This window comes from Longicatena caecimuris (genome assembly GCF_018406465.1).
GTDB lineage: Bacteria > Bacillota_I > Bacilli_A > Erysipelotrichales > Erysipelotrichaceae > Longicatena > Longicatena caecimuris.
Genome location: NZ_AP024510.1, coordinates 2538450 through 2555478 on the forward strand (window position 1 = coordinate 2538450; position 17029 = coordinate 2555478).

Annotated in this window: 13 protein-coding genes and 1 pseudogene; 1 reads left to right on the forward strand and 13 read right to left on the reverse strand. The window is 37.6% G+C overall.

Features of this window, described 5'->3' with window-relative positions; translation table 11 throughout:
* Window positions 1-4: 4 nt before the first annotated feature.
* The 11 genes and pseudogenes from KJS44_RS11740 to KJS44_RS11790 all read right to left on the reverse strand — a co-directional run.
* Window positions 5-901, reverse strand: a complete 897-nt coding sequence (locus KJS44_RS11740; RefSeq protein WP_008686997.1) for a glycosyltransferase family 2 protein — start codon at window positions 899-901, stop codon at window positions 5-7.
* Window positions 902-924: 23 nt separating this feature from the next.
* On the reverse strand, window positions 925-1884 hold the full coding sequence (locus KJS44_RS11745; RefSeq protein ID WP_008686996.1) for a glycosyltransferase family 2 protein: 960 nt from the start codon (window positions 1882-1884) through the stop codon (window positions 925-927).
* Window positions 1853-3187, reverse strand: coding sequence for a hypothetical protein (locus KJS44_RS11750; RefSeq protein ID WP_008686994.1), 1335 nt, complete (start codon window positions 3185-3187; stop codon window positions 1853-1855). Before KJS44_RS11750 ends, KJS44_RS11745 begins: the two co-directional genes overlap by 32 nt.
* A 5-nt stretch (window positions 3188-3192) precedes the next feature.
* Window positions 3193-4164, reverse strand: a complete 972-nt coding sequence (locus tag KJS44_RS11755; RefSeq protein ID WP_008686993.1) for a glycosyltransferase family 2 protein — start codon at window positions 4162-4164, stop codon at window positions 3193-3195.
* Window positions 4139-4945: a hypothetical protein gene (locus tag KJS44_RS11760; RefSeq protein WP_008686991.1), complete on the reverse strand. Its 807-nt coding sequence runs from the start codon at window positions 4943-4945 to the stop codon at window positions 4139-4141. The genes KJS44_RS11755 and KJS44_RS11760 overlap by 26 nt, the downstream gene beginning before the upstream one ends.
* On the reverse strand, window positions 4929-6095 hold the full coding sequence (locus KJS44_RS11765) for a nucleotide sugar dehydrogenase (protein WP_008686989.1): 1167 nt from the start codon (window positions 6093-6095) through the stop codon (window positions 4929-4931). Before KJS44_RS11765 ends, KJS44_RS11760 begins: the two co-directional genes overlap by 17 nt.
* The gene (locus tag KJS44_RS11770) at window positions 6092-6862 is read right to left on the reverse strand and encodes a glycosyltransferase family 2 protein (protein WP_008686987.1); all 771 of its coding nucleotides are present in this window, start codon (window positions 6860-6862) and stop codon (window positions 6092-6094) included. Before KJS44_RS11770 ends, KJS44_RS11765 begins: the two co-directional genes overlap by 4 nt.
* A gap of 12 nt (window positions 6863-6874) precedes the next feature.
* Window positions 6875-7570 (reverse strand): sugar transferase, encoded by a 696-nt coding sequence (locus KJS44_RS11775; RefSeq protein WP_008686985.1) that lies wholly within the window; start codon window positions 7568-7570, stop codon window positions 6875-6877.
* Window positions 7561-8790 (reverse strand): DegT/DnrJ/EryC1/StrS family aminotransferase, encoded by a 1230-nt coding sequence (locus tag KJS44_RS11780; protein WP_008686984.1) that lies wholly within the window; start codon window positions 8788-8790, stop codon window positions 7561-7563. The genes KJS44_RS11775 and KJS44_RS11780 overlap by 10 nt, the downstream gene beginning before the upstream one ends.
* Window positions 8787-10664 (reverse strand): polysaccharide biosynthesis protein, encoded by a 1878-nt coding sequence (locus KJS44_RS11785; RefSeq protein WP_008686982.1) that lies wholly within the window; start codon window positions 10662-10664, stop codon window positions 8787-8789. The genes KJS44_RS11780 and KJS44_RS11785 overlap by 4 nt, the downstream gene beginning before the upstream one ends.
* A 235-nt stretch (window positions 10665-10899) precedes the next feature.
* A pseudogene (locus KJS44_RS11790) lies at window positions 10900-11148 on the reverse strand (ABC transporter ATP-binding protein); the annotation flags it as partial.
* Between the two features lie 162 nt (window positions 11149-11310).
* On the opposite strand from KJS44_RS11790, the gene KJS44_RS11795 reads away from it, so the two are divergent.
* On the forward strand, window positions 11311-13005 hold the full coding sequence (locus KJS44_RS11795) for an IS1634 family transposase (RefSeq protein WP_008690300.1): 1695 nt from the start codon (window positions 11311-11313) through the stop codon (window positions 13003-13005).
* Between the two features lie 242 nt (window positions 13006-13247).
* Here the strand turns inward: KJS44_RS11795 and KJS44_RS11800 are convergent, their stop codons facing one another.
* Complete coding sequence (locus KJS44_RS11800; RefSeq protein WP_017144716.1) at window positions 13248-15029, reverse strand: ABC transporter ATP-binding protein; 1782 nt, start codon at window positions 15027-15029, stop codon at window positions 13248-13250.
* A complete protein-coding gene (locus KJS44_RS11805) occupies window positions 15016-16755 on the reverse strand; it encodes an ABC transporter ATP-binding protein (protein WP_008686976.1) in 1740 nt (579 codons plus the stop codon). Before KJS44_RS11805 ends, KJS44_RS11800 begins: the two co-directional genes overlap by 14 nt.
* Window positions 16756-17029: the final 274 nt, after the last annotated feature.

The window sequence follows — 17029 nt, forward strand, 5'->3', positions numbered from 1 at the left end:
CATTCTACTCAATATATTCTATTTCCGGATGAAATTTTTTACGCTGATGCATACTTTTGCATAGGATCCTTATCTTTTTCCCTTTTCCTTTTCCCTTACTTTTAAGTATTCTGACAATTTCTAAAAATGTCCGATAGTAAAACAGCAACATATTCAGCTTACCGCCTTCCAGCTTTTTTACATAATACATGTTTCGATACGCATAATTGTAGCGAAACAAACGATCACTGGATTCTGCTACGATATCGGTAGGGGTATTGCTGAGCATCTTATGGATGACCTTGCTGCGGGCAACAAAATAGCATGGATACTGTAAAGAGATGCGTTTGGTATACTCCGCATCATCCCCCCAAATAAAAAACTCTTTGATGGGAAGGCCTACCTTCTTAACGACACGCGATGGGATAAAGCAGGATACAAATGAGCATTGTTTTACCTTTACGATGCCGTTTTCAAGGTATGCACTGTCCTGTATCCAATTCTCATCTATGTTAGGAACATTCATGGCACAAGCACTGCCATCAATCCATCTTACATCGCTGCATAAAAAACCAAAGTTCCCTTTAAGGATTTCTTTCGCCTTCAACAATTCATCCAAGGCATTCTCTTTGACCATGGTATCATCATCCATGATCCAAACATAGTCATAGCCTTTTTCAACGCCCATTTTAACCCCTAATGAAAAGCCGCCGGCGCCTCCCAAATTTGCTCCTGTATTGTGATACAGGATGTTATCCTTTTGTAAATAGTCAACGATATATTCTTTGGTGCCATCTGTACTTGCATTATCAATGATCAGGATGTCGAACTTGACGTTTTGCTGATGCAACAGATGCTCCAATGCCTCTTTTAATAATTTCTTTCGGTTATAGCTTACAATAACCGCAATAATTTTATCCATACCCTGCTCCTTTATCTTTAACATTATACCATTTTATTTTTAAGATGAAATAGGCGTCGGGCAATTCCCAGGTGATTTTGTTTGATTGCCTTACAGATGCTTTGATACAATTTACTGCGTTTCAGATAATAAGGATTCTTTTCCCAATTCGGAAAAAGATCATTCATATAATGAACAAACATCGCCATTTCTTCCTTTTTATGATGTGGTAACAGCCGTTCACCACTTTGATAAATAAGATTACTGATGCATATGTATTCAACTTCATCATGGTATCGCTGTATATCAAGCTGTTCTAGCATATAGGCAATGGCTGTTTTCATATCAAGCATCTTTGGATGATACATCTGTTGATTCATTATCGAATTGGTTCGTTGGCGATAATAATACAGCGGCTGCTGAAGATAATAAATGCGTTTCGCAAAATTGATGTACGCCCCAGTCGTTGCCCGATCTTCATACCAAATACCTTTAGGAAATGTGATGTGATGTTGTTTATACGCTTCTGTTTTGACAATTTTATTCCATGCGGTCGGCTGCGTAAGCAAATATTGTCGATCACTTATAAACCCAGAATCACTGGCAAGCATGGTCACAGCTTTTTGTTGATGCTCATCAAAGGAAATATAATCATATAGCACAACATCTGCCTGCGTCTTTTTTAAACATGTGAACAGTGCGAAGCAGGCATCCTCTCGCAAATAATCATCACTATCTAAAAACATTAAATAGGTTCCTTTCGCAAAGCGTACCCCATAATTGCGGGCATCACTTAAGCCCCCATTTGTTTTTCGATGATATTCAAATATATCCGGATACAACATTGTATAGTGTTTTGCAATTGTTTGTGAATGATCACTGCTTCCATCATCTACAATGATTGCCTGCAGCATGATCTCGTTGCTTTGTTGGATGATGGAATCCAAACAATCCTTGAGATATCGTTCTACATTATAGACCGGAATTATGATGGAAATATCCATAGGTTTCACCGCTTTTCTTTCTTTCCTTCTGATAGGTGATAAGCAAAGCCACACCAAATAGAATAGAAATGATCGGGCAAATGCTTTCCCCCTTCATTTCATAAATGATAAATAAAATAGGTAATAAGAGCAGAAGTCTATGCAAATGCACCGGTAAACAGCGCTTATATTCAAACAATAAACTACCTAGCAAAGTATAGCGAAGCATTTGAAAACCAATGCCGCCAAATAAAACAGCACGGAAAAGGCCTACATCTGTTCCCATATAATATAATCCATCCGCATCCGTATAATAGCCATCACCTAGCAAAAGCGTCTTACCATTTGGTGTAAAATACATTTCTTTTAGCGATTGAGTAGATGTTGTGGAAAAACTGCCTTGCTCAGAATAATTGATGAAGGATTGAAAAACCCAACGCAGCCATATACGCACTTGTTCGGATAAGAGAAAGGCTATGGAAAGCATACCGCAAGTTATCACCATCATAAGCAATAAGCGTTTCCACAGCATTCGTTTTTTCATCCATAAAACAACAAAAAGCAGAAACACATAGATAGCTGTTACAGCGATTCCGATACGACCATAGAAAAAGTTTCCAAGGATAACAATCATCAATAAGATCGTATGGAAAGTAAAACTTTGTTCCTGTTGCAAATAAATGATATAGCACAGAAACATAGCAGCCAAGGAACAACGCAAGGTATAGGTAAAGCCGGAAAACCCACACCATCCAAATCTTGTGATATACGATGGTAAATAAGCTAATCGAATCGTATTTTCATCCGCCTTATTCAATTGCAATAAAAGATCACGCAAACCAGGAATCGCAATGATCACACACGTACCCAAGATATACATACAGGTTGCTAACACAAAGTATTTCATAAATAAAAGATAATCTCCTTCAGGAGAAATGTAGCGGATAAAAATAAGAAAGAGAAACAGGATTTTCAGCCCTTCCTTACCAATCTGCAAAATGCGAATCAAAAAGTAAGAAAAATCATATGTCTGATAAAGACAAGGCAATACCAAACTAAGCAGCGCCATGAACAAGATGGCACCCAAATAGTACTTTAAACAGCTTCGCATACAGATACGAATACAATCTATGACCCACTCATAATGATAGCACAGATAAAGAAAAGGAATGCCATAATACAGCAGGTAGCATAGCCATTCGATATCTTCCCATACGGTACTATAATAAAAGAGAGTTGACAGTAACAGATAGCCAAGATTGATCTTTTTCAGCTCTTTCATCCTATCTGTTTTTGTCCACCATGCTCTTAACGCATTCATCATATGCTTTACCCCTCCTTATGAGGATGTATCTTGCAATACATGCGATCACTTATGGTAAATAAACAGACCTTCGCCTTGTTTTTTAATGATTTTGCTTTCCCTTTAACAAATTGCTTATTGCGTATGCCATCATATGCCGATTGATAAACACCCGCTTTGGCATACATATATAAATATTTTTCCAACAGACTTTCCATCAGATAAGAGCGCAATGGCGCTTCTTCTTTTTGATAGATAAGTGATAATTCCGTTAGGGTTTCATAAAGATCTTTTACGTTTTTATATAACTTTTTATTCGTCGTAATTGAATTTTCTCGTATCATATAACGATAATAACAATGATCAATGGCAATAATGGAAGCAGCCTTTAGAAAAGCTCTTGGAGTGAACTGTTCATCTTCATGTAAGATACCGCTTTTAAAGGTCAATGCATTTTCCAAAAGAAAGGCTCTTCGATACACATTCATTACCGCTGCCATATGCATACTGTGATGTTTTAATTCTTGTAGTAAAAAAGTCCTGCCATCCATTTCTTCATACAATCGCTGATGGCTATGTCTGCAATAGCTTTGTGTTGTGGAAGTGATGATGTTCATATCCGTGACAATGATATCATAGGAATGCTGTTTGATGATTTCATACAATGGAAGAAAGGCATCGTTTGCTAAGGCATCATCCGAGTCTAAAAAGAGAATATAGCTGCCTTTTGCCTTTGATATGCCCTTATTGCGTGCCATAGACAATCCCTGATTGGATTGATGAAACACCCTTACCTGCTCATATTGTTGTGCAAGCTGATCACATAAAGCACCTGAAGCATCCACAGAACCATCATCAATCAAAAGGATTTCATAGGCCTCCACAGGAAACGCTTGCTGCAGCACACTGGCAACACAGTTTTCCACATACTTCGCTGTATTATACACCGGGATAATGATCGAAAAGACAAGGTTATTGCATTCTTCGTTTTCGCTCATCTGCGACACCTCGTTTCATTGTTTTCACTAGATAGCCAATTGTCTTGTCATACGTTTTATGATGACGTAAGGCATCCTGTAAAATTAAAAAAGGATAAAATCTTCTGCTCATAACATAATATAGCAATCCTTTATCTAAAAAATATTTTTCATCATAGCCGTGAAACCAAGAGGATGCTCTTACCTCTGTCAAAGTCGCAATCGTTATGGGTAATGCATAAATATGCAAGCCAGCTTTTAAACAACTGTTTAAAAATAACGTATCTTCGCCATGCGCATGGGCACAACCACCCCCAAAACAAAGATTGAATAAAATGCCTCTGGTCTGTATGCTTGTTCTTTTAACAGCCATACGGGCAGCGCCAAAACGCATGAAGTTAAAGTAATTGACTTTAAATGGCTTTTGAATTTTATATCTGCTTGATGTTTCTTCCTCTAAATTAAAGAGGATGACATCCGCATCCGGATATGTTTGAAATGCATCCTTAACTATGTTTTCATATCCATCCACATAGACCAGATCATCATCACCAAATAAACAATACTCTGCCTTAGTTCTCATCAATAAGTTATTTCGATTCAATCCGACACCGCGTTCATTAAAATTGTATACAATATATGAACCTCCCGATGCTTGAATGGTATCGATGCGATTTACTTCACACTGATTTCCGATACACGCTGCACTTTGTATATGCATTTGCTGCAACAATGCTTCTGGATTTTTACAATTCACGGTCGTGATTAACACTTCCACTTTTTTATCACTCATCGCGGCCATAAATATCTCTTGTATACACCTTTTCTTTTACATCTTGCAGCTTTTCATCTAAACGGTTGACCACAATGACATCGCTCATCGCTTTAAAGCGTTCTAAATCACGTTCTAGCGGTAATCCATGCAGCTTACTTTCTTGCATCGTTGGCTCGTATATCAAAATATCAGCATGTTCTCTTAATAATTCAATCACATCAAAGATGGCAGATTTGCGGTAATTATCAGAATCTTTCTTCATCGTCAAACGATAAATGCCAATCGTTTTCGGATGTTTTTGAAGAATTCTATTGGCAATATGATGTTTTCTAGTATCATTGGCATCAACAACAGCCGTAATGATATTGTTTGGTACACCAGCAAAGTTTGCTTTTAATTGTTTGGTATCTTTTGGCAGACAGTAACCGCCATAGCCAAAAGATGGGTTGTTATAATGATTCCCGATGCGTGGATCTAAACCGATGCCATGAATGATCTGCTGAGTATTCAACTGATTGATTTCACAATAGGTATCGATTTCATTAAAAAATGCCACACGCATTGCCAAATAAGTATTGGCAAATAATTTAATTGCTTCGGCTTCGGTAGGCTGAGTTAAGAGCACCGGCACATCCTTGACACAAGTGCTTTCTTTCAACAGTTCCGCAAAAATCCTTGCTTCTTCGCTTTGCTCTCCCACAACGATACGTGATGGATATAAGTTATCATACAAAGCTTTGCCTTCGCGTAAAAATTCAGGAGAAAACAGAATACGCTGTGTCTGATATTTTTCTCTGACTTTTTTGACATATCCTACCGGTATCGTTGATTTGATAACAATGCTGCCATGTCGGTTATATGCGAGTGCCTCTTCGATTACACTTTCAACGGCACTTGTATCAAAGTGATCTTGTTGATCATCATAATTGGTCGGTGTTGCAATGACAATGTAATCAGCATCACGATAGGCCTCTTGCGCATCATTGGTTGCTCTTAAATGCAATTCTTTTTCTTGAAAATAAGTTTCCATTTCTGCATCTTTAATCGGCAATATGCGATGATTGATCATATCCACCTTTTCCGGAAGGATATCATAAGCAACTACCTCATGTTTTTGAGATAAGAGAACCGCAATGGAAAGTCCCACATATCCCGTACCGGCAACGGCAATCTTCATAGTCTAATCTCCCTCCTTTTTTTATTATAAAAATAAACAAAAACATTACAAATTGTATAATACAGGCTCTTTATTGCATGATAGTTCATGATGTTACGATACAGACGATAATGATACTTCAGCAATTTTACTTTTGATCCTGAAGATAAGGAACGTTCAACAATGCGATAGTACGCTAAGTCCTCATCCAATAAGCGACCCCATTGGCATTTTTCTAATATTTTCAGCCATAATGCATCATCATTGCGTTTATCTAATCGCTCAATTTGAATCAAGCCTACTGCTTTGGCATGATACATGACACTTAAACAACCGATGGAGCAGCCTAATAAGGCTCTATGAAAGGAAAGTTTTTCTGGTGCGATCCTGCGAATATGTAACGCTTGTCCTGCTTCATCTATTAAGGAATAATGGTGATAACAAAAGGCTACTTGCGCTTCTTTCATAAAAGCCAGTTGCTTTTCTAGCTTCTCTGGTTTCCATAGATCATCTGCATCCAGAAAAGCGATATAGGCTCCCTTCGCTTCCCTTATTGCCTTATTGCGGGCAAGGGATGCTCCGCCTTTTTCCGGTAATATGAAAAATTTGATTCGGGCATCTTGGGCTGCAAATGCCTTTACGATTTCTACCGTATTATCCGTAGATAAATCATCGACAATGAGCATTTCCCAATGTTCATATGTTTGCGCCTGTACGCTTTTAATTGTTTCTGCTATAAAGTTTTCTCCATTGTAGGTTGGCGTTACAATGGATATCAAATCTTTCATATTACTCACCCTTTACTTCTTACATACCGCAATGATCGTTTGAAAACATAATTGTAAATCATAAAAAAAACTGAATTTTCTTAAATAATCTAAATTGTATTGCATCTTTTTAGGTAAAATAACGCTTTGATAAGCCTTATCTATTTCCTGCTCACTATACGCAGATAATATCTTTTCTTCATCTTTGAAGCGAATACTTGCTAATGAGGTAATACCTGCCGGCATTAATAAAGTCGCATACATCTCCTCGTCATAGCATTCCACATACTTAAGAACTTCGGGACGTGTACCCACAAATGTCATATCACCTTTTAAAACATTCACCAGCTGTGGCAATTCATCCAAACGATATTTTCGTATCTTTTTTCCTATTTTGGTAATACGCATATCATTTTGCGTAGTTACCAATGCTCCCATTTGCTCACCATGATCTGTCATCGTACGAAATTTATATATGGTAAATGGTCTATAGAACTGTGTTATGCGTGTTTGTCGATATAAAACAGGACCACAAGAATCCCTTTTAATTAAGATCGCCAGGATCAAAAAGAGCCAAGATAAAACAACAAGCAGCACGACTGACAGACAAATATCAAATACTCTTTTCCATAGCAGACTTGCTGTTTTCTTTTTTATTATATCATAATAAGGCAATACCTTATCATTCTTCATCTTCTCAGGCAAATCCTCCCATTGCTTTAACCGCATGTATATTCCTCCAACACCTCTTTATAATTGCGGATAATATATTCCACCTGCCCATCCTGTAAAGAACTATATAGAGGCAGGGTGATTTCATTTTCATACAATTCACATGCATTTGGATAATCTTCCCTTTTAAAACCTAAATGCTGATAGGCGCTTAACATTGGCAATGCCTTATAATGCACATTGCAGCTGATTCCCCTTTCAGCCATTGCCATAATAATCTCATTGCGCTGTTGTTCACGGATGCCTTTGATTCTTGTTATATATAAATGTCCGGAGGATTGATGATTGGCATCCTTATGATTTAATAAGAAAATGTTTTCACTTTTTAAGTGTTGATTATAATATTGAATGATTTCATGTCGGCGTGCCAACATTGCATCATAGCGACGTAATTGCGCTAACCCTAATGCCGCATGCAAATCCGTCATATTACATTTAAATGTCGGCGCAACAATATCATATTCCCAAGCACCTGATTGGTTTTTATGCAATGCGTCCTTCGTCTGCCCATGCAAAGACAATAATTGATATTGCTGATAAATCCACGCATCCGCAAAACCAGGCACCGGTTTCCAAGTGACAGCTCCTCCTTCCGCAGTCGTTAAATTTTTAACCGCATGAAAGGAGAATATTGTAAAATCTGCCCAATTTCCTGCTTTTTTACCCTTTTTCACTGCCCCAAAACCATGTGCACAATCCGCTATGATGATGGGTTGTGTAAATGCTTTTTGGATAGGCGTGCTTGGCGTATAAAAGTGGCGGACTTTCGCTATTTCTTCATAAAGTTTTTCATAGTCACATAAGACACCACCCAAATCCACAGGAATGATGGCTTTTGTCTTTTCATTCACAGCCGCTGCAACGCGGGCATAATCCATTTCAAAGCTATCTTTGGCCATATCGATCATAACTAAAGTAGCACCGACATGACAAATTGGACTACAGGTTGCGGTATACGTATAGGCGGGAACGATAACTTCATCTCCTGGACCTATCCCTAATAAATATAAGGTCATTTCTAATGCGGATGTCGCTGAATTCAAACAGACAGCACGCTTTGTTTCACAATATGCAGCAATTCCCTTTTCCAATTCCTTTGTTTTCGGACCGGTCGTAATCCAGCCTGATTTCAACGTATCAATTACTTCCTTTACTTCACTTTCCGTAATATCGGGTGGTGAAAATGGAATATTCATTTTTTTCAAGTTCTCATTCATACATTTTCCATTCCTTCATTCGCAATGACGTTTAACATAACCTCGCGATATTGCTCCTTGCTTAAATTATCGAGTAACGCTTTGCTTAACGTTTTTAATTTTTCTTCAACTTCTTCTTTCGTGATTCCCATCACATTGTTTTTAAATATTAAATCGTTTTTCGTTTTTACGGTTACTTCTCCATCCAACCGCAATTCTTCAAACATCTTTTCCCCAGGACGCAGTCCTATCTCAATGATATCAATATCTTCATAAGGACGCAACCCGGACAGGCGAATCATTTTCTCTGCTAAATCCAATATTTTTACCGGTTCTCCCATATCTAAAACAAAAATTTCCCCTTTATCCGCATAAAAACCGGCCTGTAACACCAGTTGCGCAGCTTCTGGTATCGTCATAAAATAGCGAATGATCTTTTTATCGGTAATGGTAAGGGGACCGCCTTCCGCTATCTGCTTTTTAAAAATAGGGATGACAGATCCATTAGAGCCTAATACATTGCCAAAACGCACAGCTGCCATTTTGGTGATACCATTATCACCATAAGCCTGTGTGATCATTTCCGTCATGCGTTTTGTCGCACCCATGACATTTGTTGGATTTACCGCCTTATCTGTACTAATCATGATAAAGCGTGAAACCTTATTTTTTATACACACCTGAATGAGAGAATGGGTGCCAAACACATTGTTTTTTATAGCTTCTTGAGGACGTGTTTCCATAAGGGGCACATGTTTATGTGCGGCAGCATGAAAAACAACATTGGGCTTATATTGTTTAAATAGCTCATCCATCGCTGTATAATCACGAATCGAGGCAATCAGCGATATGATTTCAATCTTATCATTTAGTTTACCATGCATGCGATTGCGGTTAAACTCCTGTTCCAACATATAAAGGGCATTTTCATTGATATCAATCATCAATAGACGAGCAGGTGAAAACTTTACGATCTGCCGACATAATTCAGAACCGATAGAGCCGCCTGCACCTGTCACGGCAATCGTACGATTGGTGATATAAGAACCAATTTCTTCTTGTTCTAAATGGATTTCTCCACGGCCTAGTAAATCCTCAATGGAAATATCTTCAATTGGATACGCTTTTTCATCATCTTCTAATAATGTTTCCGCTTCTTTCATGATCTTTGTTTTTAATTTCAAAGACTGGCAGATATCGTTCATGCGTCGAATTTCTGCTTTCGATGCACTTGGTATTGCGATATATGCTTCATTCACTTTATATTTATTGACGATTTCCGGTAAATCATACGTACTGCCTAATACGGTATATCCGCTAATCATCTTATGTACTCGCTGATCATCCACGAAGCCTACAACATTCGCATGCATTTTATCATTTTGTAAAATTTCTTTTAATAATATATAACCACCATCGCCTGCACCGATGATAATGACATTTTTCTTAGGCTCTTCACTTTTTGCCGTATATCTTCTTAACAGACGATATCCTAAACGCACATTAAACATCATTAGGATCGTTAATAATCCAGCCACAAAGACCACACTGATATAAAATCGGTTGATGGAAGTCAATAGGATGAAAATAATTAAGACAATACTTGCACAAATCACAGATAGACTAATACGAAACGTCTCAATCAAGCTAATGTATTTCCATAAACTCTTATGAATCTTAAATGCAAAAAAACTAATGGCATAGACGATTAAAATAACAAACAGAGCCATTAGAACTTTCATTATATCTATTTGACCGACAGAATCAAAGTCAAAATCAATTTTAGACCAATAAGCTAAAAAAAAGGAAACGACTACGATAAACAAATCTACCATGCATAATACGAATTCACGATGTTTTATATAAAAAGGATTCTCAAATATAATATCCAGCATATAAACACTCCTTCTTAATGCATTTATATATACATAACCTATAGTATTATAATACTTAATATAATAACTTGCAATCATTTTTACGATTGTAAATAGGAAGACAGGAATGGGCTAAAAAGCCCATTCCTGTTATAAGATTAAGAATAAATGTTTTAAATCATGTTCATTTTTAGGCTTACGATGATCTAAAGCGTCTAGCGAACATGCAAAAGATGGTAGTAAGCATACCTTTCTATTATTCCTGTTGAGCAAATTGTGCATTGTATAATTTCTCATAAAACCCTTGTTTTTTCATCAATTCCTCATGTGTTCCCTGTTCTACGATATCCCCATGTTGAATGACTAAAATCAAATCCGCATTGCGAATCGTACTTAAGCGATGGGCTATCACAAAGCTGGTTCTTCCCTTCATCACCTTGCGCATAGCATCCTGCAACATTTTTTCCAAACGGGTATCGACACTAGAAGTCGCTTCATCAAGAACCCGTCTTTAGAAGTTAGCACCATGTTTCTTTAGGAGCAAAAAAAACAAATGTTAATCAGAGCCCGTATTTATGCGGGTTTTTATGTGCGAAAATACTTTCATATTTTATTTAATTGTGTTATAATGATGGTGCCGTGGTGTATTCATGCCGGAGGTGTTCTTATGGCTTATTTCCTTAAGGTTGCTAAACAACAAAATCGTACCTATTTATCTATTTACGAAAGCTTTTATTCTCCTGATGTTAAGGGAACCAAGCATCGCAGTATTAGAAAACTTGGTAATCTTCAGTCTCTTATTGATTCTGGGATTGATGATCCTATTGCCTACTACAAAGCTGAAGTGGCTAGAATGAATGAAGAAAGAAAACTCAAAAATGCGAATGCAAAGATAAATCAAAGACTTATTGGTGAAGTCTCTCCTGAAAAGTATCTCGGCTATTTTCCTCTTGCCAACATTCTTAACACATTAGATGTAAAAGATCATTTTAACTATATGCAGTCTACTCGCTACTTTCAGTTTAATGTCTATGATATATTCTCATCTCTTGTATTTGCACGTGCTGTAGCACCTTTGTCTAAACACAAAACGTTTCATGATGTACTTCCTTCCCTTTTGAATGAAGTTGACTTCAGCTATGATCAATTATTAGATGCCGTTGAATTTCTGGGGAGTGAATATCAGAAGTTCACTGAAATACTTACGGTAGCTACAGCTGATAATTTTGGTATTGATACAAAACATACTTTCTTCGATTGTACGAACTTCTACTTTGAAATCGATAAAGAAAATGATTTTCAAAGACGTGGCCCATCTAAAGAAATGCGTCATGATCCCATTGTTGGGCTAGGTCTATTACTTGATGCCAATATGATCCCCATCGGTATGAGGATGTATCCCGGTAATGAGTCAGAGAAGCCTATTATCCGCAATATCATCAATGACTTGAAATCACAAAACAACATCAACGGAAGGACTATACAAATCGCAGATAAGGGGTTGAACTGTGCTCGCAATATCATCGAAGCAACAGATAAATGCGATGGTTATATATTCTCAAAATCGGTCAAACAGCTAGTTGATAAAGAAAAGACATGGGTACTCCTTGAAAATGATTTTCATGATGTTTTAGACAGCAAAGGAAATATAATATATCGATACAAATCATGTATCGATAACTACACATATGAATATAAAGACGAAAATGGAATCAAACATTCAAAGACAGTAAAAGAAAAACGTGTTTGTACATTTTCCCCAAAGCTACAACGAAAAAAGTTAATGGAAATCGACAAAATGATTGAAAGAGCGCAAAGATTACGAGCATCAGAAGCAAAGAAAGAAGAGTATGGGGAAAGTGCGAGATATGTAAATTTTGTGGATAGAGATGGTAAAAAAGCCCATACAGTACTAAATGAAGAAAAGATAGATATGGATAGAAAACTAGCAGGCTTTAATCTTCTAATCACTTCCGAATACAAAATGGAAGATCAACAGATATATGAAGCATATCATAATTTATGGAGGATTGAGGAATCTTTCAGAGTTATGAAAAGTGAATTAGACGCAAGACCTGTCTATCTTCAAAAAGAGAATAGTATAAAAGGACATTTTCTTATATGTTATACTACGGTACTACTAATACGACTGTTTCAATTCAAGATACTAAATAACGAATACTCAACAAGTGATATATGTAGTTTTATCAAGGAGTTTAAAGTTGTACAGATCAACGATTCAAGATACATCAACATGACACGTTCTTCTGATTTCATCACCAAGCTTTCAGCTCTATTAAAACAACCAATCACAAATTATTATCTTACCAATAAACAAATAAAAATGATGCATACTCGTTAGCTATAATTTCGAGTTTACACCATTTTTTTACTTTTAACTTCTAAAGATAGGTATTATAATACTTAATATAATAACTTGCAATCATTTTTACGATTGTAAATAGGAAGACAGGAATGGGCTAAAAAGCCCATTCCTGTTATAAGATTAAGAATAAATGTTTTAAATCATGTTCATTTTTAGGCTTACGATGATCTAAAGCGTCTAGCGAACATGCAAAAGATGGTAGTAAGCATACCTTTCTATTATTCCTGTTGAGCAAATTGTGCATTGTATAATTTCTCATAAAACCCTTGTTTTTTCATCAATTCCTCATGTGTTCCCTGTTCTACGATATCCCCATGTTGAATGACTAAAATCAAATCCGCATTGCGAATCGTACTTAAGCGATGGGCTATCACAAAGCTGGTTCTTCCCTTCATCACCTTGCGCATAGCATCCTGCAACATTTTTTCCAAACGGGTATCGACACTAGAAGTCGCTTCATCAAGAATTAATATCTTAGGGTCTTTTAAGATGGCTCTGGCAATCGTAAGAAGCTGTTTTTCACCTTGTGAGATATTATTCGCTTCTTCATTGATAATACTATGGTAACCATCTGGCAAGGTGCGAATAAAGTGGTGGACATTGGCCATTTTTGCCGCATCGATGATTTCATCCTTACGGGCATCTAAGCGACCATAACGGATATTATCATAAATAGATCCCTGAAATAACCAAGTATCCTGCAACACCATCCCAAATAAGGAACGTAATTCACCACGTTTCATATCACGAATATCCATACCATCAATCTGAATTCTGCCGCCTTTTACATCATAAAAACGCAGCAGCAGATTGATCAAGGTCGTCTTACCGGCGCCGGTCGGACCGACAATGGCAACCATTTGCCCATGCTTCACTTGGATATTCAAATCCTGCATCAGTGTTTCTTCATGATAACCAAAGTTCACATGTGAGAAACAAACATCTCCGCGAATTGTTGACACATCTTTTGTCACAACTGCTTCTGGTACTTCTTCCTCTTCTTCTAAAATATCTAACACACGCCCGATGGCCGCAAATGCCGATTGCAATTGAGAAGATAAGGATGATACTTGAGATAAAGGATCATTTACCTGCCATATATAACGGATAAAGGCCTGTAATTCACCGGGATCAAAATGACCAGCCAAAGAACGCAAAGTTCCCATAATGGCGATCACACCAATCACAATATACGTAACCAAAGAGTTTAATGGTTGGATTGCACTGGACACAAATTGTGCCTTACAGGCATTGTTACGTAATTCTTCATTTAAACGTTTAAATTCATCAATCGATGCTTCCTGTCGATTGTATAAGAGGATTTCATTATAACCGGTATACATCTCGGTAATTGCCCCATTCAAATTCCCCAAAGCATTTTGTTGTGCCGCAAAACGTTTCTGCGAATGGCGAACAATCGTAATGGTGATAAGCAGCATCCCCGGTATGATCAATACTGCCGTACAAGCCATGACTACATTCAAACGAAACATCATAACAAGGGCTAATAAGATGGTTAACACACCGGAAATGATCTGTGAAAAGCTTTGTTGAAAAGCATTGGATATCGCATCTACATCATTGGTAATACGGCTCAAGATATCGCCATAATGATGAGAATCAAAATAGCGCACAGGCAATTTCCGTATCTTATTTTGCAAAGCATCACGTAAATCCTGCATAGCATTTTGGATGGCATTGGTCAAATAAATAACACTTAATGCCTGGCCAATCGTTTTAACAAGATAAACGCCTACTAAGGTTACCATGATGGAGAAGATGCGCTCAAAGCTTATCGCCACATGCTGTAGATCACTTGCTCGTTTCACATCGGCATATAACACTGAGGTAATATTTCCTTCAATGGAAGGGGCGATGACCATCCCTGCCGTGGATACGACAATCATGAGAATAGCAAAGAGGAAGGCCCTTTTATAGGGAGCCACAAAGGCTCCAATACCACGTAAGGAATCTAGGAATTTTCGTTTAGTCGTCTTCATATGCCAATTCCTCCTCACTTAGCTGTGATAAAGCAATTTCATGATAAATCGCACAGCTTTTTAATAATTCGCGATGCGTACCGATACCAACGACTTCTCCTTCATTCAGCACGACGATACGATCTGCATCCATGATGGAAGAAATACGCTGTGCCACGACCATGACAATAGCATCCCTTGTTTCCTTCTTTAACTCTTTCCGTAATGTTGCATCTGTCTTAAAATCAAGAGCGGAAAATGAATCATCAAAAATATAGATATCCGGTCTTCTGATTAATGCTCTGGCAATTGATAATCGCTGTTTCTGACCACCGGAGACATTGGTTGCCCCTTCACTGATTTTTTCCTTCAAACCATGTTCTTTTTCCATGATAAAATCATATGCCTGTGCTACTTTTATCGCATGAAGAATCTCTTCTTCACTGGCATCTGGCTTGCCAAAACAGATATTATCTTTGATGGTTCCGGAAAACAACATCGCTTTTTGCGGAATGACCCCTAATTTTGCACGCAGAGCAAACACATCATAATCCTTGACATCAACTCCATCGATACGAATCTGTCCCTCACTCACATCATAAAACCGTGGAATCAGATTAATCAACGTACTTTTACCACTTCCCGTACTCCCGATAAAGGCAATCGTCTCTCCCTTTTGGGCCGCAAAACTGACATGTTTTAAAACCGGCTCTTCTCCATCCGGATATACAAAGGTCACATCATCAAAGACAATGCTGCCTGCTTCATTGCCTTGGCAAACCCCCTGTTTGGGATTTTGTATCAAAGGCTTTGTCGTAAAGACTTCCGTAATACGTTTCGCACTTACCTCTGCTCTTGGATACATCATGAAAACCGTGCAAAACAGCATGATTGAGAACATGGCATGGAATAAATAATCCATGAACGCTACCAGTTGCCCGACTTGCAGATTACCATCCGCAATCAAAAGACTTGCCACATAGAAAATGCATAAGCCTGCAACATTCATCAGCATAAAGAAAATCGGTGAGGTCAACGACATCAGCTTAAATAGTTTTTTTGAATAACCGGTAAAGTCATGGTTACATGCATTAAAACGTTCTTGTTCATACCCATCGTTATCGAAACTGCGAATCACGCGAATACCACTCAGATTTTCCCGTGAAATCCGATTGAGTGTATCTAAAGAGCGCTGTTGCTTTTCACTGATTGGCTTAGAAATCTTAGCGACGATAAACACTCCGAAAATAATCAGTGGAATCGTTGCCGCAATAATACCGCTTAATGGTAACGATGCTCTAGCGGTCATGATAAAGCTGATAATAAACATCACCGGTGTCATAAGCGCTGTACGCAATAATACATTAACAAACATCTGAATCTGAAATGCATCATTGTTTGTTCTGGTGATCATACTGGATATTCCAAACTGATTAAATTCATGAGCCGTAAACTGCTGCGCTTTGCGAAAGATATCATTACGGATATCTCTTGTGATCGCCGTCGATATTCTTGCACAACAATAGCCTAAAAGAATTGTTCCGGCTACCCCCAGAATGGAAATTATCAGAATGACAAGTCCCATCTGATAGATATAATCTTGATCCTGCTGCATGACGCCGACATCGATCATTTGTGCGACGATTGTTGGTATTCCCAGTTCTACCAAGGCAAAGCCAAAGACTGATAATACATTGATAAAAAACAGCAGCTTATAGTTTTTTAAATAATGTAATATTAATTTCATGTCACCCCTTCTTTCCTTTATAAGCTTTATCATCATAAACTATAAGGTTACCTTATAGTCAAGTCTTTTTTCATGGATTCGCTCATCTTCTCTTCCTTTTTCATCATCCTCCTTCCTCTTGTTCATGCAATTTTCATCCGTTTTTTTCCTCTTATTCATCCTTCATTAGCATTGTTACCCTATAGGTTCGTTTCTTTCTTCATCTCTTTCCGAAAATAGCCGTTCAATTATTTTTCGAAAAAAAAAGCAGTAAGCAAAGCCTCTTTCTTTCGTA

What these genes read in the sequence shown, in the direction of transcription:
- KJS44_RS11740 (WP_008686997.1), bottom strand. Translation starts at nt 901, where the DNA reads ATGGATAAAATTATTGCGGTTATTGTAAGCTATAACCGAAAGAAATTA.
- KJS44_RS11745 (WP_008686996.1), bottom strand. Translation starts at nt 1,884, where the DNA reads ATGGATATTTCCATCATAATTCCGGTCTATAATGTAGAACGATATCTC.
- KJS44_RS11750 (WP_008686994.1), bottom strand. Translation starts at nt 3,187, where the DNA reads ATGATGAATGCGTTAAGAGCATGGTGGACAAAAACAGATAGGATGAAA.
- KJS44_RS11755 (WP_008686993.1), bottom strand. Translation starts at nt 4,164, where the DNA reads ATGAGCGAAAACGAAGAATGCAATAACCTTGTCTTTTCGATCATTATC.
- KJS44_RS11760 (WP_008686991.1), bottom strand. Translation starts at nt 4,945, where the DNA reads ATGGCCGCGATGAGTGATAAAAAAGTGGAAGTGTTAATCACGACCGTG.
- KJS44_RS11765 (WP_008686989.1), bottom strand. Translation starts at nt 6,095, where the DNA reads ATGAAGATTGCCGTTGCCGGTACGGGATATGTGGGACTTTCCATTGCG.
- KJS44_RS11770 (WP_008686987.1), bottom strand. Translation starts at nt 6,862, where the DNA reads ATGAAAGATTTGATATCCATTGTAACGCCAACCTACAATGGAGAAAAC.
- KJS44_RS11775 (WP_008686985.1), bottom strand. Translation starts at nt 7,570, where the DNA reads ATGCGGTTAAAGCAATGGGAGGATTTGCCTGAGAAGATGAAGAATGAT.
- KJS44_RS11780 (WP_008686984.1), bottom strand. Translation starts at nt 8,790, where the DNA reads ATGAATGAGAACTTGAAAAAAATGAATATTCCATTTTCACCACCCGAT.
- KJS44_RS11785 (WP_008686982.1), bottom strand. Translation starts at nt 10,664, where the DNA reads ATGCTGGATATTATATTTGAGAATCCTTTTTATATAAAACATCGTGAA.
- KJS44_RS11795 (WP_008690300.1), top strand. Translation starts at nt 11,311, where the DNA reads ATGGCTTATTTCCTTAAGGTTGCTAAACAACAAAATCGTACCTATTTA.
- KJS44_RS11800 (WP_017144716.1), bottom strand. Translation starts at nt 15,029, where the DNA reads ATGAAGACGACTAAACGAAAATTCCTAGATTCCTTACGTGGTATTGGA.
- KJS44_RS11805 (WP_008686976.1), bottom strand. Translation starts at nt 16,755, where the DNA reads ATGAAATTAATATTACATTATTTAAAAAACTATAAGCTGCTGTTTTTT.